The sequence below is a fragment of the Oceaniglobus ichthyenteri genome (assembly GCF_003057885.1).
GTDB classification, from domain to species: domain Bacteria; phylum Pseudomonadota; class Alphaproteobacteria; order Rhodobacterales; family Rhodobacteraceae; genus Oceaniglobus; species Oceaniglobus ichthyenteri.
The window spans coordinates 57,669-75,916 of record NZ_QAGK01000009.1; the positions used below are offsets into that span (position 1 = coordinate 57,669).

General features: G+C 57.3%; 22 protein-coding genes. All 22 read right to left on the minus strand.

Features of this window, described 5'->3' with window-relative positions:
- Window positions 1–173 precede the first annotated feature (173 nt).
- On the minus strand, window positions 174–2,246 hold the full coding sequence (nuoL, locus tag C8265_RS13815) for an NADH-quinone oxidoreductase subunit L (RefSeq protein ID WP_108484609.1): 2,073 nt from the start codon (window positions 2,244–2,246) through the stop codon (window positions 174–176).
- A gap of 5 nt (window positions 2,247–2,251) precedes the next feature.
- Window positions 2,252–2,557 (minus strand): NADH-quinone oxidoreductase subunit NuoK, encoded by a 306-nt coding sequence (gene nuoK, locus C8265_RS13820; protein WP_108484610.1) that lies wholly within the window; start codon window positions 2,555–2,557, stop codon window positions 2,252–2,254.
- A gap of 136 nt (window positions 2,558–2,693) precedes the next feature.
- Entirely contained in the window at window positions 2,694–3,308 is a 615-nt protein-coding gene (locus C8265_RS13825) for an NADH-quinone oxidoreductase subunit J (protein WP_108484611.1), read from the minus strand.
- 48 nt (window positions 3,309–3,356) lie between these two features.
- Window positions 3,357–3,851, minus strand: a complete 495-nt coding sequence (nuoI, locus tag C8265_RS13830; RefSeq protein ID WP_108484612.1) for an NADH-quinone oxidoreductase subunit NuoI — start codon at window positions 3,849–3,851, stop codon at window positions 3,357–3,359.
- Between the two features lie 3 nt (window positions 3,852–3,854).
- Window positions 3,855–4,892, minus strand: a complete 1,038-nt coding sequence (gene nuoH / locus C8265_RS13835; RefSeq protein WP_108484613.1) for an NADH-quinone oxidoreductase subunit NuoH — start codon at window positions 4,890–4,892, stop codon at window positions 3,855–3,857.
- A 36-nt stretch (window positions 4,893–4,928) separates the two neighbouring features.
- Window positions 4,929–5,321 carry a hypothetical protein gene (locus C8265_RS13840; RefSeq protein WP_240611088.1) on the minus strand — a complete coding sequence of 131 codons (393 nt, stop codon included), beginning with the start codon at window positions 5,319–5,321 and terminating at the stop codon, window positions 4,929–4,931.
- A gap of 6 nt (window positions 5,322–5,327) precedes the next feature.
- Window positions 5,328–7,346: an NADH-quinone oxidoreductase subunit NuoG gene (nuoG, locus tag C8265_RS13845; protein ID WP_108484615.1), complete on the minus strand. Its 2,019-nt coding sequence runs from the start codon at window positions 7,344–7,346 to the stop codon at window positions 5,328–5,330.
- A 163-nt stretch (window positions 7,347–7,509) separates the two neighbouring features.
- Window positions 7,510–7,947 (minus strand): hypothetical protein, encoded by a 438-nt coding sequence (locus tag C8265_RS13850; protein WP_108484616.1) that lies wholly within the window; start codon window positions 7,945–7,947, stop codon window positions 7,510–7,512.
- Window positions 7,947–8,354, minus strand: a complete 408-nt coding sequence (locus C8265_RS13855; protein WP_108484617.1) for a DUF5333 domain-containing protein — start codon at window positions 8,352–8,354, stop codon at window positions 7,947–7,949. Before C8265_RS13855 ends, C8265_RS13850 begins: the two co-directional genes overlap by 1 nt.
- Window positions 8,355–8,493: 139 nt before the next feature.
- Entirely contained in the window at window positions 8,494–8,640 is a 147-nt protein-coding gene (locus C8265_RS19535) for a hypothetical protein (protein ID WP_164512337.1), read from the minus strand.
- Complete coding sequence (locus C8265_RS13860; RefSeq protein ID WP_108484618.1) at window positions 8,637–8,951, minus strand: hypothetical protein; 315 nt, start codon at window positions 8,949–8,951, stop codon at window positions 8,637–8,639. The genes C8265_RS19535 and C8265_RS13860 overlap by 4 nt, the downstream gene beginning before the upstream one ends.
- Before the next feature lie 50 nt (window positions 8,952–9,001).
- Complete coding sequence (gene nuoF / locus C8265_RS13865) at window positions 9,002–10,294, minus strand: NADH-quinone oxidoreductase subunit NuoF (RefSeq protein ID WP_108484619.1); 1,293 nt, start codon at window positions 10,292–10,294, stop codon at window positions 9,002–9,004.
- 15 nt (window positions 10,295–10,309) lie between these two features.
- Window positions 10,310–10,543, minus strand: coding sequence for a DUF5337 domain-containing protein (locus C8265_RS13870; protein WP_108484620.1), 234 nt, complete (start codon window positions 10,541–10,543; stop codon window positions 10,310–10,312).
- A 36-nt stretch (window positions 10,544–10,579) separates the two neighbouring features.
- Window positions 10,580–11,755: an NADH-quinone oxidoreductase subunit E gene (locus tag C8265_RS13875; protein ID WP_108484621.1), complete on the minus strand. Its 1,176-nt coding sequence runs from the start codon at window positions 11,753–11,755 to the stop codon at window positions 10,580–10,582.
- A 77-nt stretch (window positions 11,756–11,832) separates the two neighbouring features.
- The gene (locus C8265_RS13880) at window positions 11,833–13,041 is read right to left on the minus strand and encodes an NADH-quinone oxidoreductase subunit D (RefSeq protein WP_108484622.1); all 1,209 of its coding nucleotides are present in this window, start codon (window positions 13,039–13,041) and stop codon (window positions 11,833–11,835) included.
- Between the two features lies 1 nt (window position 13,042).
- Complete coding sequence (locus tag C8265_RS13885) at window positions 13,043–13,942, minus strand: sulfotransferase (RefSeq protein WP_164512338.1); 900 nt, start codon at window positions 13,940–13,942, stop codon at window positions 13,043–13,045.
- A gap of 38 nt (window positions 13,943–13,980) precedes the next feature.
- Window positions 13,981–14,592, minus strand: coding sequence for an NADH-quinone oxidoreductase subunit C (locus C8265_RS13890; protein WP_108484692.1), 612 nt, complete (start codon window positions 14,590–14,592; stop codon window positions 13,981–13,983).
- 2 nt (window positions 14,593–14,594) lie between these two features.
- Window positions 14,595–15,119 carry a NuoB/complex I 20 kDa subunit family protein gene (locus C8265_RS13895; protein WP_164512340.1) on the minus strand — a complete coding sequence of 175 codons (525 nt, stop codon included), beginning with the start codon at window positions 15,117–15,119 and terminating at the stop codon, window positions 14,595–14,597.
- On the minus strand, window positions 15,116–15,481 hold the full coding sequence (locus C8265_RS13900) for an NADH-quinone oxidoreductase subunit A (RefSeq protein ID WP_108484625.1): 366 nt from the start codon (window positions 15,479–15,481) through the stop codon (window positions 15,116–15,118). Before C8265_RS13900 ends, C8265_RS13895 begins: the two co-directional genes overlap by 4 nt.
- A gap of 106 nt (window positions 15,482–15,587) precedes the next feature.
- Complete coding sequence (locus C8265_RS13905; protein WP_108484626.1) at window positions 15,588–16,256, minus strand: glutathione S-transferase family protein; 669 nt, start codon at window positions 16,254–16,256, stop codon at window positions 15,588–15,590.
- Window positions 16,257–16,319: 63 nt separating this feature from the next.
- Complete coding sequence (locus C8265_RS13910) at window positions 16,320–17,519, minus strand: DegT/DnrJ/EryC1/StrS family aminotransferase (RefSeq protein WP_108484627.1); 1,200 nt, start codon at window positions 17,517–17,519, stop codon at window positions 16,320–16,322.
- A 59-nt stretch (window positions 17,520–17,578) separates the two neighbouring features.
- The gene (locus tag C8265_RS13915) at window positions 17,579–18,244 is read right to left on the minus strand and encodes an HAD hydrolase-like protein (protein ID WP_108484693.1); all 666 of its coding nucleotides are present in this window, start codon (window positions 18,242–18,244) and stop codon (window positions 17,579–17,581) included.
- Window positions 18,245–18,248: the final 4 nt, after the last annotated feature.

The window sequence follows — 18,248 nt, forward strand, 5'->3', positions numbered from 1 at the left end:
GTGCGGCACTCAAAACGACAGGCAGCGCGGCGATAAATCCGGCCAAAAAGATGGCCGTGTAACACATGACCGAGACAATCAGACCAGAGCCGCCCAACTGCGCCAAGCAGAGGAAAAGGCCGATGGCCAATGCGAGCGATGCAAAGATCTGGGTTGGGAAATCAATCACTTGGTCAGCCTCGCATGGTCATCAAGGTAATGAAGATTGTAATGCCCAGAACCATGGCGAACGCATAGTGGAACAGATACCCCGACTGAGCCCGTCCGGCCAGACGTGTAAAGAACGGGATGATCCCAAGGGCAAGACCGTTCAACCCGCCATCAATCACGCTGCCATCGCCACGGGTCCAAAGAAACCGGCCAAGAGCCTTTGTCGGTTTGACGAACAAGGCATGGTAGACTTCATCGAAATACCATTTGTTAAGCAAGAACCGGTAAATGATCGGCTGGGTCGCCGCCAGACGGCCCGGCAGACTGGGGTTTTTGATGTAAAACAGCCAGGCAGTGAACAACCCGATCAGCATCGCAACGAACGGGCTGACCTTCACCCAAATGGGGGCGTGGTGCGCATTGTCCATCACATGATTGTCCGGCGCCATATAGATCGCACCATCGCCAGGCTCGCCAACATGGGCCACTGCGCCAGCGGCCTCCTCGGTCGCTGCATGGGCCGCGCCGGGCAACACTGTTGCACTGGCATGTGCCTCACCTTGGGTGATGCCGAAAAACCGGTTTACGCTGTCGTGATCACCAAAGAAGGAATTGAACCAGATCATTCCGGAAAACACGGCACCAAGGGCAAGAACACCCAGGGGTACCAACATGACTGTCGGGCTTTCGTGGGCTCCGTCATGGGTGTGCTTGTCGCCCCGGGCCTCGCCATAGAATGTCATGAACATCAGGCGCCAGGAATAAAAGCTGGTGAACATCGCGGCGATGACCAACATCCAGAACGCATAGGTTCCCGGCCCCGACATCGCGCCCCAAGCCGATTCAATCACGGCATCCTTGCTGAGGAAACCGGCGAACCCGATATGGGTAAGCGGAATGCCAACACCAGTGATGGCCAGGGTGCCGATCATCATCGCGCCAAAGGTATAGGGCAGCTTTTTACGCAGGCCACCATAATTGCGCATATCCTGTTCGTGGTGCATCCCGTGGATTACCGAACCGGCGCCAAGAAACAGCATCGCCTTGAAAAAGGCGTGGGTGAACAGGTGAAACATTGCCACCGGATAGACACCCACACCTGCCGCCACGAACATATAACCCAGTTGTGAACAGGTCGAATAGGCAATCACGCGCTTGATGTCGTTTTGCACCAATCCAACCGTGGCCGCGAAAAACGCGGTTGTTGCGCCAATAAGCGTGACAAACATGGTGGCGTTGGGGGCAAATTCCATCAACGGCGACATCCGGCACACCAGGAAAACGCCTGCTGTTACCATGGTGGCCGCGTGAATCAGGGCGGACACCGGAGTCGGCCCTTCCATCGCGTCGGGCAACCACGTGTGCAGGAAAAGCTGCGCCGATTTGCCCATGGCCCCGACAAACAGCAAAACGCAAATCACCTCAATCGCATTCCAGTCAGCCCAGAGAAAGCGAAGGCTGTCATCGGATTTATCGGCAACCTCGGAAAAGATCGTTGAAAACTGAATGCTGTCGAAGATCAGATAAATCGCGAAAATGCCCAAAAGAAAGGCAAAATCACCGACTCGGTTGACGACGAAAGCCTTGATCGCCGCGGCATTCGCGCTGGGTTTGCGGTAATAAAACCCGATCAGCAGATACGACGCAACGCCAACCCCTTCCCAACCGAAAAACAGTTGGAGAAGATTGTCAGCTGTAACCAGCATCAACATGGCGAAGGTGAAGAACGACAGATAGGCAAAGAACCGGGGGCGATACACTTCACCCTCACGGAAATTCACATCATGCTCCATATAACCGAACGAATACAGATGCACCAAGGCCGATACTGTTGTGACAACAATCAACATGATCGCTGTCATCCGATCCAGCCGGATCGCCCATTCGGTGGCCAGGCTGCCGGATTCGATCCACCGCATGATCGGGATCTGCTGGGTCACCCCATCAAAGGACAGGAACACGATCCACGATAAAAATGCCGCCAGAAACAACAGGCCCGTGGCCGTCCACATGGCGGCTTTTTCGCCAATGAATTTCCAGCCGAACCCGCAGATCAGCGCGCCCAACAACGGGGCAAAGAGGATGATGGTTTCCACTGTGATCAGCCTTTCAGCACGTTAACGTCTTCAACGTCGATGGTTCCACGATTGCGGAAAAAGCACACAAGAATGGCCAACCCGATCGCCGCTTCGGCGGCGGCAACGGTCAGAATGAACATCGTGAACACCTGGCCCACCAAATCGCCCAGATAGGCCGAAAAGGCGACGAAATTGATGTTCACCGCAAGCAGCATCAATTCGATACTCATCAAAATGATGATCACATTCTTACGATTAAGAAACAGACCGAAAATGCCAATGACGAACAATGCGGCAGCAACGGTAAGATAATGTTCAATCCCGATCATCGGTTTTTATCCTGTGATGGTTCAGAAGTTTTGGCGCTCAGCCCAGAAAGCTGTAGCCGCCCAGCAAGACGATCAAAACCACAACAACAATCACGATTGTATTGGTCGACATTTTCACATCCTTTCAAGCGGCAGGTCAAAGCCCCTGCCCCGGTTTCACGTCTTTGATTTCCATTGCCAAAGCCGGATCGCGCATCATCTGCGACACTGCATTCTGGCGCTTCACATCCGAACGATGGCGCAGGGTCAGAACAATCGCCCCAATCATTGCAACCAACAATACAAGGCCAGACAACTGGAACTGCAAAAGATAATCGTCATACAGGATCCGGCCCAACATTTCGGTGTTGGACAATCCAGCCGCTTCTGCGGCTACAGCAGCGCGCAGCGCCACGGCCTGCTCTGACGCCTCCCAGACACCAAAGGCGATGCCCAATTGCATCAGAATCACAACACCGATCAAAAGAGCCAGCGGCATGTATTTCGACATTTCCGCCTTAAGCTCGGCAAAGTCGACATCCAGCATCATCACGACGAACAGGAACAAAACCGCTACGGCACCGACATAGACAATGATCAGCAGCATCGCGACAAATTCGGCGCCCAGCAGCACAAACAGCCCCGCCGCCGACAGGAACGACAGGATCAGCCACAAAACCGAATGCACCGGATTGCGGCTGATCACCGTAAACAGGCCCGCCGTCACCAATGTGACAGCGAAAAGATAGAATGCGAAAACCGCAGTGCCCATCGTTCAGTTCCCTTCGTTCACCGCCCTCTTTTGGGGCTCTTGCGTGGGTTATCGGTAAGGCGCGTCAATCTCAAGGTTGCGCGCGATCTCGGCTTCCCACCGCTCGCCATTGGCGAGCAATTTGTCCTTGTCGTAATACAGCTCTTCCCGGGTTTCGGTCGAAAATTCGAAATTCGGGCCTTCGACGATTGCATCCACCGGGCACGCCTCTTGGCAGAAACCGCAATAGATGCATTTCGTCATGTCGATATCGTATCGCGTCGTACGGCGGCTGCCGTCATCGCGCGGTTCGGCATCGATTGTGATCGCCTGTGCGGGGCAGATTGCCTCGCAGAGTTTACAGGCGATACAGCGTTCTTCACCATTGGGATACCGGCGCAAGGCGTGTTCCCCACGAAACCGCGGCGAAAGCGGGCCTTTTTCGTGGGGGTAATTCAACGTCGCCTTGGGGCCAAAGAAATATTTGAACCCGACCTTGAAGCCTTTGAAAAAATCAAACAGCAGCCAGTATTTGCCAGCGCGAACATAATCGATCTGAGTCATGTATCAGCCTCCTACGGCCCAGCGGGCATAGGCGCCGCCGAACATCTCGAAATGTGCAAAGAATGAAACCAGCACGACCCAGGCCAGCGAAAAGGGCAGGAAAACCTTCCACCCGAGGCGCATCAACTGGTCATAGCGGTAGCGCGGCGTGATCGCCTTGACCATGGCGAACATGAAGAAAAAGAACGCCATTTTACCCACCATCCACAGCGCCCCATCGGGCAGGCCGGGAATGGGCGACAGCCAGCCGCCGAAGAACAACAGCGACGTCAGCGCGCACATCAGGAAAATCGCGATATATTCACCCGCCATGAACAACAGGAACGGCGTCGACGAATATTCAACCTGGTATCCGGCCACCAGTTCCGATTCGGCCTCAGGCAGATCGAAAGGCGGGCGGTTGGTTTCCGCCAGACAGCTGATGAAGAACAGGAATACCATGGGCAAATGTGGCAACCAATACCACGAGAACAACCCATACCCGCCATCCTGCGCGCGCACGATATCACCAAAATTCAACGATCCGGTGGATATGATCACCCCGACGATGATCAGGCCAATCGACACCTCGTAAGAAATCATCTGCGCGGCAGAACGCAACGATCCAAGAAACGCATATTTCGAGTTCGCAGCCCAGCCGCCCATGATCACGCCATATACCTCAAGCGAGGAAATCGCGAAAACATACAGAATGGCGACATTGATATCGGCCAAAACCCATGTGTCATTGAATGGAATCACCGCCCAGGCAATCATCGCCAAAACAAAGCTGGCCATCGGCGCCATGATAAACACGGTCCGATCCGCACCGGCAGGTACGACGATTTCCTTGACCACATATTTCAGCGCGTCGGCAACCGATTGCAAAAGGCCGAAAACCCCCACAACGTTGGGACCACGACGCATCTGAACGGCGGCCCAAACCTTGCGGTCGCCATAGACCAAAAACAGCAGTGAAATCATCACAAAGGCGATGACCAAAAGGCTTTGCGCCATTACAAGCAGGGCAATACCCAACCCGGTATCCAGGAAATCAGCCATTGCGTATCACCGTATCCCTTTGAAACATGGGGCCTCTCAAACCGTTGGTATGCCGCGTTCCCGACAGCGCGCAACGACGACTTCGGCGTCAATCGTGCGCACGCCGCGAGGCAGCGCTGGCGATATGGTGTAAACAGCATCGCCGCGCCAAATGCCACCCCGTTCGTGAACATTTGTCCGCACATGCCGCGCAAATCCATACCCGCGGATCAATGCATACTGCGCCGCAGCACATTCTGCATAGTTTTCAACATCACCCGGCTTCAGCGCGCCACGCGCCTCCACCAGAAAGTTCGCCAGATCCCCATCCAACAGCCGGGTTTGCACACCCAGATAATCGGGAACCAGACCCAACTGATCAACTGTCGGGTTCGTTGGTCCACAGGCAGCCACCGTGGCGGCCACCAGGATCATGACGAGGGGGCGCACGCCCGCTTACTCGGCCGCCAGAGGCCGGGCCTTGCGGGCCTTGGCATTGGCGCTCAACTCTCCCATCAGGGCGCTGGCCCGGGCGATGGGGTTGGTCAGATAATGATCGCGCACCGTGGATTGGAACGGTGCCTCACCGGCATCGCCCATCGGCACGGCCTGCCAGTCATTCATCGGGATATCATCGATCAACCCCATATGCGGAACGGCCTTTACCAACGCCTTGCGCAGCTGCAGCAGCGAATCATAGGGCAACGTTGCCCCCAATTCAGCCGACAATGCCCGCAGAATTGCCCAGTTTTCCTTTGCCTCGCCCGGTGCAAACCCGGCGCGCAGCGCCAGTTGTGGGCGGCCTTCGGTGTTGACGAAAATCCCCTGCTCTTCGGTCCAGGCCGCGCCGGGCAGAATCACATCGGCGCGGTGGGCGCCCCGGTCGCCATGGCTGCCCTGATAGATAATGAACGGACCTTCGGGAATGTCCCCTTCATCGGCGCCCAGGTTATAAATCACCTCGGCCCCGTCCAGCGCAGCGGTCAGGCCGCCATCGGTCACGGCCCCCACATCCATCGCGCCGACACGCGCGGCGGCTGTGTGCAGGATCAACAGGCCCGACCTGGTTTTTTCCGCCAGGGCCATCGCCTGTGCCAACACCGCGCCGCCGTCTGCACGGCACAACGCGCCCTGCCCGACAATCACCAGCGATGGTTCATCCACAACCGAGTCAAAATCATTGTCCAGCAGTTTGGCCAAATCCGCAGGGCCGGTGCCGATGTGGTCATACTCATAGGTCAAATCGACCGGTTCACCGATCAGACCAACGTGCGCGCCGCGCGACCACGCCTTGCGAATCCGCGCATTCAACACCGGCGCTTCCGCGCGGGGGTTGGTGCCGATCAGGTGAATATGCTTGGCCGAATCAATATCTTCGATCGTGGCGGTGCCCACATACCCGGCGCGATTTCCCGCGGGCAGCTTTGCCCCATCGGTGCGGCATTCGACATTGCCGCCCAACCCTTCGATCAGCTCCTTAAGCGCAAATACGGCCTCAACCGGAGCCAGATCACCCACCAGCCCGGCCAATTTTGCGCCCTTCATGGCATTGGCAGCCGCGCTCAGGGCTTCGGGCCAGGTGGCGGGGCGCAATTTGCCGTTCTCGCGGATATAAGGTGTGTCCAAACGTTGCCGACGCAGGCCATCCCAGACAAAGCGCGACTTGTCGCTCAGCCATTCTTCGTTGATTCCGTCGTGGTTGCGCGGCAACAGGCGCATCACTTCGCGGCCCTTGGTATCGACCCGAATGTTCGACCCCAGCGCATCCATGACATCAATCGTTTCGGTCTTGGTCAATTCCCAAGGCCGGGCCGTAAATGCATAGGGCTTTGAAGTGAGCGCGCCAACCGGGCACAAGTCAATGATATTGCCTTGCAGTTCCGATTCCAGCGTCTGACCGAGATAGGATGTGATTTCGGAATCTTCCCCACGGCCCGTCTGGCCCAATTCGGGCATGCCCGCAACTTCGGTGATGAACCGCACGCACCGGGTACAGGAAATGCAGCGCGTCATATGGGTGCCGACCAACGGCCCCAGATCCATATCGGCGCTGGCGCGTTTTGGTTCACGGAACCGTGAAAAATCAACGCCATAGGCCATGGCCTGATCTTGCAAATCACATTCGCCGCCCTGATCGCAGATCGGGCAATCCAACGGGTGGTTGATCAACAAGAATTCCATCACGCCCTCACGGGCCTTTTTCACCATCGGGCTGTTGGTTTTGATCACCGGCGGCGCGCCTTCGGGGCCGGGGCGCAAATCGCGCACCTGCATCGCACAGGATGCCGCGGGTTTGGGCGGCCCCCCCACAACCTCAACCAGACACATCCGGCAGTTGCCCGCAATCGACAGGCGTTCGTGGTAACAGAACCGCGGAATTTCCACCCCGGCCTGTTCACAGGCCTGAATCAGGGTCATCGCCGGGTCGACTTCAATTTCTTTCTCGTCGATCACGATCTTGCGCAGGGTGCTCATCGCTGTCGTCCTTCCCTTGCACGGGCGCGTTTGTGCCCGAAAACTGATGCTTGGGTGCCGAACCTACTGCGCCCAAAGTTGGCCCCGTTTTGGAGCATCCCGGCGCAAACTGCAACGGCGTTTCCCACAGTTGCATCACTGTGACGCGCCGATAAAACCGCGATCAGCGGCAGCGCCCCTGAAACATCCAGGCATCCAACTGTTGCCGCGCATGGCGTTCGACCCGGTGATAGGTCACGCGCGTGGCACCGGGAATCGCCTTGCAATGGGCGACCGACAAATGATCGGCGGTATGGCGGGCACTGGCATGGTTCACCAGATTGGGTGTTACCAGAATGATGAACCCATTCCCCTTGTCAGTGGTGAAAATCTGTCCATGACGGGGGAAAAGCGCCTCGGCGTTGAGATGGCCATCACCGTGGTGTGCCGCGCCATGGTGCACCTGACCGCGCAGGAAATGCCCGTAATATTCGGCGCGCGGCGGAACACTGTCAAACGCGCCCGGCACAACCAGGGCATGGGTGGGCGCATCCGGCACCTCGTGGGCGACGGACGCGATGGGGCAAAGGGCAACGGTCAAAGTGCAAAGTATTTTACGCATCAATTCTCTTTCAATAGGCGTCCACTGGCGCTGTTTTTCGCAATCTCTTCACGGCCCACCTGGCAAAACCCTTCGGGACTGCCCGACTTGGCGCCGCGTTTGGCAAGGTCGGCGCGTATGATGGCGCGCAGCTTTTCCTTTTCGGCCTTGTTTTCCGCGAGATCGCGAATCTGTGTCTCAGTATAGCCCACTTTTCGCGCATAACTCTCAATCGATTTCAGATAAGTGAATGCCCGGATCATGCGCGGTGAAATGGTCGGGCAATTTTTGCGCACCTCATCGGCCAACCCAAGCGCGTAGAACATGGCATACACTTGTGGTTCTTTGTTGATTGGCGGCAAAGCCTGTGCTGCCACGGGAAAGGCAAGCGTTGCACAAAGTGCCGCACTGGTTAAAAATCTGCTCATTTGCTGCTCCGACATTTGGGTTCAGGTGTCCGCACACTCCGAAAACGCATATTTTGACGCGCCCAGTCCAACGTGGCCCCTGATATGATTTTATTCAACCCAAGCGGCAAAAACCCGCGCAACCGTGATCAGCGCCGTTTCAGCCACGCCAAACCAAAGGCCCGATCACCACGTCCAAGCCATCATCGGCCAAACGCAAGACAAAACCGGGGCTGCGGCCACCCGCGGTCATGGAAAAGAACGCCAATGTGAACCCGGCGATATGATCGCCTTCGGGCTGCATCACCGGGCGGTGCAGACCCCGGAAAAGATCATATCGCCATCATCCAAGCGGGTTGCCCGCCATTCGCCGGAAGAATCCGTATCCCAGGCAATGTCAGAGCCGCCATAAGTCAACAGGCAATACCCTGTCGCCGGGTGGCGCACGCTTTCGCGCACCGCGTCGATGTCTGCGCCTTTGGCTTCAACCTTTACTGAAAACTGCCGCGCCTCGGCGCCTTTTGACAGTTTTGACCGGTACGGAAGCGTAATTTCAGGCGCAGCTTTGTTAAACCCCAACCGTTGCTGGATGCCACAGCCCGAAAGCAGACCTGCCATAACCGCCCCAATCACGGCAATTCGTCCAAATCTGAGACCCATGATCCGACCTACTCTGCCGCAAGGGGCGATCTGGCCCGTTTGTGTTTGATCCGGTCTTCGATTTCGTCGCGGAAGTGGCGAATCAATCCCTGAATCGGCCAGGCCGCAGCATCGCCAAGGGCACAGATCGTGTGGCCTTCGACCTGCTTGGTCACGTCAAGCAGCATGTCGATTTCTTCGGGCTGTGCGTCGCCCCTGACCAGACGTTCCATCACCCGCATCATCCATCCGGTGCCTTCCCGGCACGGGGTGCATTGGCCACAGCTTTCGTGTTTGTAAAACGCCGCCAGCCGCCAGATCGCCTTGATCACATCGGTGCTTTGATCCATCACGATCACCGCCGCGGTGCCAAGGCCCGATTTCTGCTCGCGCAGCCAATCGAAATCCATGATCGCTTCTTCTTGCATGATCTTTCCGGGCAATAACGGCACCGAACTGCCGCCGGGAATCACTGCCTTCAGGTTGCTCCAACCACCGCGAATACCGCCGCAGTGGCGCTCGATCAGCTCTTCAAAACTGATCGACATGGCTTCTTCTACGACACAGGGGTTGTTCACGTGGCCCGAAATCGCAAACAGTTTCGTGCCCGAGTTATTCGCCCGCCCGAACCCCGAAAACCATTCCGGCCCTCGCCGCAGGATTGTGGGCACAACGGCGATGGATTCAACGTTGTTCACCGTCGTCGGACAGCCATAAAGGCCCGCACCGGCGGGAAACGGGGGTTTCATCCGCGGCATGCCTTTTTTGCCCTCAAGGCTTTCAAGCAGCGCGGTTTCTTCGCCACAGATATAGGCCCCCGCCCCATGGGACAGATACAGATCAAAATCCCACCCCGAACCGGCGGCGTTGCGCCCCAACAATCCATCGTCATAGGCGGCATCAATCGCCGCCTGCAGCGCCTCACGCTCGCGGATATATTCGCCGCGGATATAGATGTAGCAGGCGTGCGCCTGCATCGCGAACGACGCGATCAGACATCCTTCGATCAGGGTATGTGGATCATGGCGCATGATCTCGCGGTCTTTGCATGTGCCGGGTTCGGATTCATCTGCATTCACCACCAGATAGGATGGCCGCCCATCGCTTTCCTTGGGCATGAATGACCATTTCAAACCGGTTGGAAACCCCGCGCCGCCCCGGCCCCGCAAACCCGAGGCTTTCATCTGATCGACGATCCAATCCCGGCCCTTCTTGATGATATCGGCCGTGCCATCCCAATGTCCGCGCGCCTTGGCCCCGGCCAACGAGCGGTCGTGCATACCATAGAGATTGGTAAAAATCCGGTCCTGGTCTTTCAACATCTTATCGTCCTTACCTCAGCGGGAATCATTGGCGCGTTTTCTGCGCCAAACCCGATATGTCACCACCAACGCCCACACCATCACGGCAAGCGCGGCAAAATCAAACAGGAACAAGACCCGCGTTGTGATATAGCCCTGCGCGCCCAGAAATTGCAGCCCCATCCAAACCACCACCGCCCCGGCAATCGCAAACCCCGCCGCACGCTGCTGGCGCGCAAGGGAAAGTTCAAGATCGGAACGGTCGGTCATCAAGGCGTCCTTGTTCGATAGCGTTTTTCAACCCATTCAGTACTTAGCGCGGTTCGAGAACTCTGTCTCCTCTCCTGCCGCCAAAACTTTGGCCTGGGCCACCCAATCATCGCGCATCACCCGGCCTTTGAACCCTTCGAGGTTGTCATCAACCCAGGCAATTTCTGCCGGGGTCCAGGCCGCAATCTGATCAAAGTGATAAAACCCCAGACCGTGCAACAACTCTTCCAGCTTTGGCCCGACGCCCTTGATCATCTTCAGGTCATCGGCCTTGCCGTCACGCGCGCCAGTCAAAGACGCAGGGCGCGACGCTTCGGGCGTATCGCCCTGATCCGTCTCAATCTCGGGGCGCGCGATGCCTTCGGCGGTGGCCTCTTGTTTGGTGATCCCGGTATCATCGGCGGGCGTGTCGGCCGCGGGTTTCGGGCCGGGCGTCGGTTTGTCGGTATTGGCCGAGGGCGGCATCATATCGTCGCGCGCGCTGTCCTGGGCTGCACCGTCGTTACGTTGCACCCACGGGGTAATCAGCGGCACTTCGGTTCCGTCAATACGTTTGATCGTATCGCCCAGATCACGGGCCAGGGTGGCGCTGGCATTCAGTGGCACGCGCCCCTCAAAGTGGTCGGTCAGGCTGGTCAGGCCGCTGGCGGGTTCGGCGGCATAACGGCCATTTTGTGGCCCCGGTGTCGGCACTTTTCCGGCTGCCAGATCATCCAGCAAACCGGCCATTATATCGGCGGTCAGATCTTCGTAATAATCCTTGCCGATATGGGCCATGGGCGCGTTGGCACAGGCTCCCAGACATTCAACCTCTTCCCACGAAAACTTGCCATCAGCGCTTAATGTATTCGGTGATCTGGCGATCTTTTCCTTGCACACCCCGATCAAATCCTCGGCGCCGCAAATCATACAGGACGTGGTGCCGCAAATCTGAATATGAGCCACCGACCCAACCGGTTGCAGATGGAACATGAAATAGAATGTCGCCACTTCGAGCACGCGAATATATGCCAGATCCAGCATGCGCCCGACTTCTTCGATGGCGGGGCGGGTCAGCCAGCCTTCTTGTTCCTGCGCGCGCCACAAAAGCGGGATCACGGCGCTGGCCTGTCGGCCTTCGGGAAATTTTGTCATCTGCGCCTCGGCCCAGGCCTGATTGGCCGGGGTGAAGGCGAATGTATCGGGTTGTTCTGGGTGAAGGCGGCGGAGCATCTAAATCAGACCCTTGTAGACTTGGCAGAGGACAAAGCCCCCGGCGGGAGTATTTTGCGTAAAAGAAACATCGCCGCTTAGCGGTCAATCTCTCCGAACACCACATCCATGGTGCCGATAATCGCGGCAACATCGGCCAACTGGTGGCCCTTGGCGACGTGATCCATGGCTTGCAGGTGCAAGAACCCCGGCGCACGCAGTTTTGCGCGATAAGGTTTATTGGTGCCATCGGCCACAAGATACACGCCAAATTCGCCTTTCGGCGCCTCAACGGCGGCATAAATTTCGCCTGCGGGCACGTGAAACCCTTCGGTGTAAAGTTTGAAGTGGTGAATCAGAGCCTCCATCGAGGTTTTCATATCCCCACGGGTTGGCGGTGTCATTTTTCCACGGGCCATGACCGGGCCGGGTTCCTTGCGCAGCTTTTCACAGGCTTGGTGAATAATTTTCACCGATTCGCGCATTTCCTGCATCCGCACCAGATAACGATCGTAACAATCGCCATTTTTACCCACAGGAATGCCAAATTCAAATTCGTCATAGCATTCATAGGGTTCCGCGCGGCGCAGATCCCAGGCCATGCCACTGCCGCGCACCATCACGCCCGAAAATCCCCAATCCAGGGCCTCTTGTTCGGTCACAACACCGATATCGGCGTTGCGCATTTTGAAAATGCGGTTTTCGGTCAGCAGCTCATCAATGTCGTCCATCACACGCGGGAAATCTTTGGCCCATGCGTCGATATCTTCGATCAGATCGGGCGGCAGATCCTGATGCACGCCACCGGGGCGGAAATACGCCGCATGAAGGCGCGCGCCACAGGCCCGCTCGTAAAAAATCATCAGTTTTTCACGCTCTTCAAAGCCCCACAAAGGCGGGGTCAGCGCACCAACATCCATTGCCTGAGTGGTAACGTTCAGCAAATGATTGAGAATGCGGCCGATTTCGCAATACAGAACCCGAATCAAGGACGCGCGGCGCGGCACCACAGTACCGGTAAGCCGTTCAATCGCCAGGCACCAGGCGTGTTCCTGATTCATCGGGCTGACATAATCCAGCCGGTCGAAATAGGGCAGGTTTTGCAGATACGTCCGCGATTCCATCAGCTTTTCAGTACCGCGGTGCAACAACCCGATATGCGGGTCGCAGCGTTCCACAACCTCGCCATCCAGTTCCAGAACCAGACGCAGCACACCATGGGCCGCCGGGTGTTGGGGCCCAAAGTTGATGTTGAAATTGCGGATTCTCTGTTCGCCGGTCAGCGTGTCGTTGAATTGTCCGTCCATATCACACCTTTACCCTATTGGCCTGCCACGCCTCGGGCAGACGACCCAATCGATGGGCCACATGATCGTATTGCGGCGCAAGCCACTCTTGCGCCTTGTCGCGCAACCGCTCGGGCATGTCCAGCGTCGCGCCCTCATGAACACGCCGTGTTTGTACTCCGGAAATGGCCGCCAGATCCAGAAAATCGCAAATCCGGGTCATTCCGTCACCGCCGAACAGGTCTTCGTAAAATATCGTCAACAGCTTTCCTTCGGGCACCGCATCGTGCAACCGGGTCAGCGCGCCGGCATAATCGCCGCGTATCTCAATCTCGCGTTCATCCCCGGCAATGGTCCGCATCAGGATGTTTCTGGCCTTGTTGGGGTCCAGAATACCGGTTTCGCTGCGCCGGGTTGCAATCATCCGCACGTGTGACCAAAGCCGCGCCACCGGATCGCGCATCAGATAAATGAACCGCACATCGTCAGTCAATTCCGCCATCGCGCGCAATCGCGCCACAGGCAACAACCCATAGGCCGGGGTGACATCGCCAATTACATGGGCCGCCCCCTGCCCGTGTGTCAGGTAATCCATGTAGGCACCGGGGTTTTCCCCGCCGCCGTTCAGCACCTGCAACCAATCGTCGCGGTCTTTGATCCGGCGCGACAGATCGGCCTTTTTCGCCCCTTTCGCATCCGCGACACGCGCCGCCAACTTATCACGCCACAGGGTGATTTCGCGAATATGGGGTTCGAATTTGCCTTTTTCCAACGCGTCGAAATAATGCAGTTCTTTTACCGTGCGCAAATGGCATGCGGGATGGTCAACCAATGCCTCATGCAACCACGAGGTGCCAGATTTCGTTGCGCCCACACAGAACATCAACACGGTATCGCGGGCGGTTTTTTTACCTTTGCCCATCAAGCGTGACATTATGTTGGGGGCGCGCACCACTGGCGTCACTTGGCGCCATCTGCGGCCTTGTCATCGCCGGGCAGAATGTATTCGGCACCTTCCCACGGCGACATGAAATCAAACTGGCGATATTCCTGCACCAATTTGACCGGCTCATAGACCACCCGTTTTTGCGCCTCGTCATAGCGCACTTCGGTATAGCCAGTTGTCGGGAAATCCTTGCGCAACGGATGGCCGCGAAAGCCATAATCGGTAAGGATACGGCGCAAATCGGGGTGGCCGGTGAACAACAGGCCGAACATATCGAAAATCTCGCGTTCAAACCAGTTTGCGCTGGGATGCACCTCGATGATTGATGGCAACATATCCTCTTCGCGCGCAGCAATGCGCAGACGAATACGCTGATTCTGGTACATCGACAGGAAATGATACACCACATCGAACCGCGCCGCGCGCGCCGGATAATCGACCGCAGTGATATCGATCAAAGTTGAAAAACGACAGGTGCGATCGGTTTTCAGAAACTCGACAAACGACACCAGTGACGATGGCGCGATTTCCATCGTCAATTCGCCATGGGACACGGCATAAGACAGCACGCAATCGGGGCGCTTTGCCTCGATATGGGAACCAAGTTCGGTCAGGGCGTCGGTCATCATTACCTCGCGATCGTGCCGGTGCGGCGGATTTTGCGTTGCAGTTGCAGGATACCATACAGCAGCGCCTCGGCGGTGGGCGGGCAGCCGGGCACATAGATATCGACCGGCACAATCCGGTCACATCCGCGCACCACAGAATAGCTGTAGTGATAGTAACCGCCACCATTGGCACACGAGCCCATGGAGATCACATAGCGCGGTTCGGGCATCTGATCGTAAACCTTGCGCAGGGCCGGTGCCATCTTGTTGGTCAACGTGCCTGCCACGATCATCACATCCGATTGGCGCGGGCTGGCGCGCGGCGCAATGCCAAAACGTTCAGCGTCATAGCGCGGCATCGATGTGTGCATCATTTCAACGGCGCAACAGGCCAGACCAAAGGTCATCCAGTGCAATGAACCGGTGCGTGCCCAGTTCACGATGTCTTCGGCACTGGTCAGCAGAAAACCCTTGTCCTGCAGATCGCGGTTCAGATCCTGAACCGTGACTTCGCGATCAATCCCGGCGGTATTGGTTCCGGTCATTGCCATTCCAGCGCTCCCTTTTTCCACTCATAGGCAAAGCCCACGGTCAGCACGCCCAGAAATACGATCATCGACCAGAAGGAAACATCGCTCATACCATGGAACGTCACCGACCACGGAAACAGAAACGCGATTTCCAGATCGAAAATGATGAACAGGATCGCGACAAGGTAAAATCGCACATCGAATTTCATCCGCGCATCATCAAAGGCGTTAAAGCCACATTCATAGGCCGAAACCTTTTCAGGATCCGGATTGCGCACGGCAATCAGCGCCGCCGCCAGAATCAGAACAAGGCCCAAGGCAATCGCCATGGACAGAAAAATGAGAATAGGCAGGTATTCGCGAAGATATTCGTCCACGTGGCGGCTCCTTTTCGCCGGACTTGCCCCGGCGCGGCGTTGGCTCTGGTCTGTCTAATCATGGCGCAAGACAGGGTCAACCGAAAGGCGGCATATGCGCACGCCGTTACAGCGGCCAGGGCGGGTAAAATTCCTGTTTGTACAACAGTTCGGCCCCTTCGGGCGGCAGGGCGCGCTGAAACGTGGGGCGTTCGGTGATCCGCTCGTACCAGGCCTGAACCGCGGGAAACCGATCAAGCGTTGCAAAATGACGCCCCATATACACGGCCTGCCCGACGCAAATATCAGCCGCCGAAAACCCGCTGGTCAACAGGTAATCACGGTTTTCAACCGGCGTCGAAAGCCGCCCCTCAATCGCGGCATAGCAGTTTTCAAGACGCGCACCCTCAAGTTTCATCAGGATCGGACTGCGCATGTGGTCTTCGTACAGGATGATATGCTGTTGGGTCAGCGCCGCGGTGTGTTGACTGACGGTTTCGGCAAAATGCAGCCACATCAGGAAATCGGGGCGATCCACCTCGCCCGGAATCCGGCCCAAGCCACGTTCGGGAAACCGTTCGCACAGAACCTCGCAAATTGCGCCGCTTTCCCACAGGATATCGCCATCAAGTTCAAGTGCGGGCACCCGCCCCGCCGGTGAACGGGTCAAAAATTCGTCAGAACGCAAGCCACGGTCGAACGGATGAACGCGCAGGTTGAATTCAACCTCAAGCTCGTAAAGAAGCCATAGCACCCGCATCGAGCGGGTTTGGTGGCAATGGTGTAGCGTAATCATATCAAGCCTTCCTTGCGCGGCGGATGTCGCGGTTGGATATTTTTAGCAAGAAAAAGCAGAGAGTTAAACGTACTGGTGCAGCGCGCCGATTTCTGCCCGTAAAATTTCGGCGATCTGATCGCATTCTTCAAGGGTAAAAGTCAGCGGCAGACGCATGTCAAGAAGCCCCGCCAGCACCCTGTCGGTCTGCGGCATCGGGTGGGGATTGGCATACCGCCAATGGCGATAAGTTGACGTGAAACCAGCCGGTTCAGGCGCGCCAAACCATTTCAATTCAACGCCGCGCGCCTTGCAGCGGGCCACGACCTGTTCAACCCTGGCCACGGGCCAATCAAGCAACAGCATCTGAAACGACGATCCGACATAGGATTCCCGGTGCGGGCGTTCGATCAGGGTGAGGCCCGGCGTGCCTTTCAGCCCCTGCTCAAGCTTACGATAGCGCGCATTCCATTTTTCGCGCTGTTCGGCCAACCGGGCGATTTGCGGGCGCAGGATCGCCGCGCGCAGATTATCCATGCGGCCCGAAATGTTTGGCGTGTCGTATTTGACCTTGGCAAAGGCTTCGGGCGGGGGGGCGGCAATGTGGCGTTCGTATAACATGTACGATCCCGACAAAAGGATCGCGCGCGCCATCAAGTCGGCATCATCCGACACCAAAAACCCGCCTTCACCGGAATTCACATGCTTGTAGGTCTGGGCCGAATAACACCCCATGACCCCGAACCGCCCCGACGGCGTGCCGTTCCACGCGGCCCCCATCGTGTGGGCGCAATCCTCGATCACGCGCACGCCGGCGCGGTCGCAAATCTGCATCAACGCATCCATATCGCAGATGTGCCCGCGCATATGGGACAAAAGCAAAATTTTGGCCCCCGAGGTTGTGATTTTTTCGCCCAGATCCGCCAAATCGATGCGCAAGGCATCGCTCACCCCGACAAACACCGGCACCGCGCCAATGCTGGCAATTGCCCCGGGCACCGGCGCCAGGGTAAAGGCATTCGATAACACCCTATCCCCCGCCGCAACCCCCAAGGCCCGCAACGCGGTTGCCATCGCATAGCCACCCGACGCAACGGCCAAGCAATATTTCGCACCCGTTGTGGCGGCAAATTCCTGTTCCAATTCCGCCGCTTCGCCCAATTCACCAGGCGCCAGATTATAACGATGCAACCGACCATGGCGTAACACGTTCAACGCGGCGGCGATCCCTTCTTCGGGAATCGGCTCTTGCTGGGTGAAACCGCCGGTAAAAATCTCGCTCATGTCGCGCCTCTTGCAATGATCGGGCAAGAGTGGTGCCAAGAGGTGGGCCCCGTCAACGGTCAACCGATCAGCCGTGCCACCACATCGTGCAAATCATCAAAGTGATCCAGCAGCGCGTCAGGCTGCAAGGCCCGCACATCCGTATCGCCGGGCCCGAAACCAACCAGAACCGATGGCACCCCCGCAGCGCGCGCCGTGTCATGATCGGTCACCGTATCGCCGATCAGAACCGACCGGCGCACATCGCCACCACACAACCGCACCGTTTCGGTAAAATGAAGCGGATCAGGCTTGCGCACCGGCAGACTGTCGGCCCCGAGCAACGCGCCGAACCAATCACGCGCGCCAAGGCTCTCAATCAGGATTTCCGCCAGCTTAACCGGCTTGTTGGTGCATATTCCCACCACATAACCTTTTTCGATCAGCCCCTTAACCGCCGCCTCAACCCCGGGATAGAACCGCGTGTGGGTGTGGATATCCGCCTCGTAATGGCGCAAAATATCAGGGTAATACGCGGTGAGGGCATCGTCGTCATAGGCGACACCCAACCGGTCAAATCCAAGGCTCAGCATCGCCCGCCCGCCGCGCAGCGCCGTGCCCTTGTCGGTTTCAAGACGCAAAACATCGCCGTGCCCCATTTCACGAAAACACGCATTTGCCGCCGCCAAAAGATCGGCGCCGGTATCGGCCAGCGTTCCGTCCAAATCGAAAATAACTGTGCGCACGTTC

What these genes read in the sequence shown, in the direction of transcription:
- nuoK (WP_108484610.1), bottom strand. Translation starts at nt 2,557, where the DNA reads ATGATCGGGATTGAACATTATCTTACCGTTGCTGCCGCATTGTTCGTC.
- C8265_RS13825 (WP_108484611.1), bottom strand. Translation starts at nt 3,308, where the DNA reads ATGGGCACTGCGGTTTTCGCATTCTATCTTTTCGCTGTCACATTGGTG.
- nuoI (WP_108484612.1), bottom strand. Translation starts at nt 3,851, where the DNA reads ATGACTCAGATCGATTATGTTCGCGCTGGCAAATACTGGCTGCTGTTT.
- nuoH (WP_108484613.1), bottom strand. Translation starts at nt 4,892, where the DNA reads ATGGCTGATTTCCTGGATACCGGGTTGGGTATTGCCCTGCTTGTAATG.
- nuoG (WP_108484615.1), bottom strand. Translation starts at nt 7,346, where the DNA reads ATGAGCACCCTGCGCAAGATCGTGATCGACGAGAAAGAAATTGAAGTC.
- C8265_RS13850 (WP_108484616.1), bottom strand. Translation starts at nt 7,947, where the DNA reads ATGCGTAAAATACTTTGCACTTTGACCGTTGCCCTTTGCCCCATCGCG.
- C8265_RS13855 (WP_108484617.1), bottom strand. Translation starts at nt 8,354, where the DNA reads ATGAGCAGATTTTTAACCAGTGCGGCACTTTGTGCAACGCTTGCCTTT.
- C8265_RS13860 (WP_108484618.1), bottom strand. Translation starts at nt 8,951, where the DNA reads ATGGCAGGTCTGCTTTCGGGCTGTGGCATCCAGCAACGGTTGGGGTTT.
- nuoF (WP_108484619.1), bottom strand. Translation starts at nt 10,294, where the DNA reads ATGTTGAAAGACCAGGACCGGATTTTTACCAATCTCTATGGTATGCAC.
- C8265_RS13870 (WP_108484620.1), bottom strand. Translation starts at nt 10,543, where the DNA reads ATGACCGACCGTTCCGATCTTGAACTTTCCCTTGCGCGCCAGCAGCGT.
- C8265_RS13875 (WP_108484621.1), bottom strand. Translation starts at nt 11,755, where the DNA reads ATGCTCCGCCGCCTTCACCCAGAACAACCCGATACATTCGCCTTCACC.
- C8265_RS13880 (WP_108484622.1), bottom strand. Translation starts at nt 13,041, where the DNA reads ATGGACGGACAATTCAACGACACGCTGACCGGCGAACAGAGAATCCGC.
- C8265_RS13885 (WP_164512338.1), bottom strand. Translation starts at nt 13,942, where the DNA reads ATGGGCAAAGGTAAAAAAACCGCCCGCGATACCGTGTTGATGTTCTGT.
- C8265_RS13890 (WP_108484692.1), bottom strand. Translation starts at nt 14,592, where the DNA reads ATGACCGACGCCCTGACCGAACTTGGTTCCCATATCGAGGCAAAGCGC.
- C8265_RS13895 (WP_164512340.1), bottom strand. Translation starts at nt 15,119, where the DNA reads ATGACCGGAACCAATACCGCCGGGATTGATCGCGAAGTCACGGTTCAG.
- C8265_RS13905 (WP_108484626.1), bottom strand. Translation starts at nt 16,256, where the DNA reads ATGATTACGCTACACCATTGCCACCAAACCCGCTCGATGCGGGTGCTA.
- C8265_RS13910 (WP_108484627.1), bottom strand. Translation starts at nt 17,519, where the DNA reads ATGAGCGAGATTTTTACCGGCGGTTTCACCCAGCAAGAGCCGATTCCC.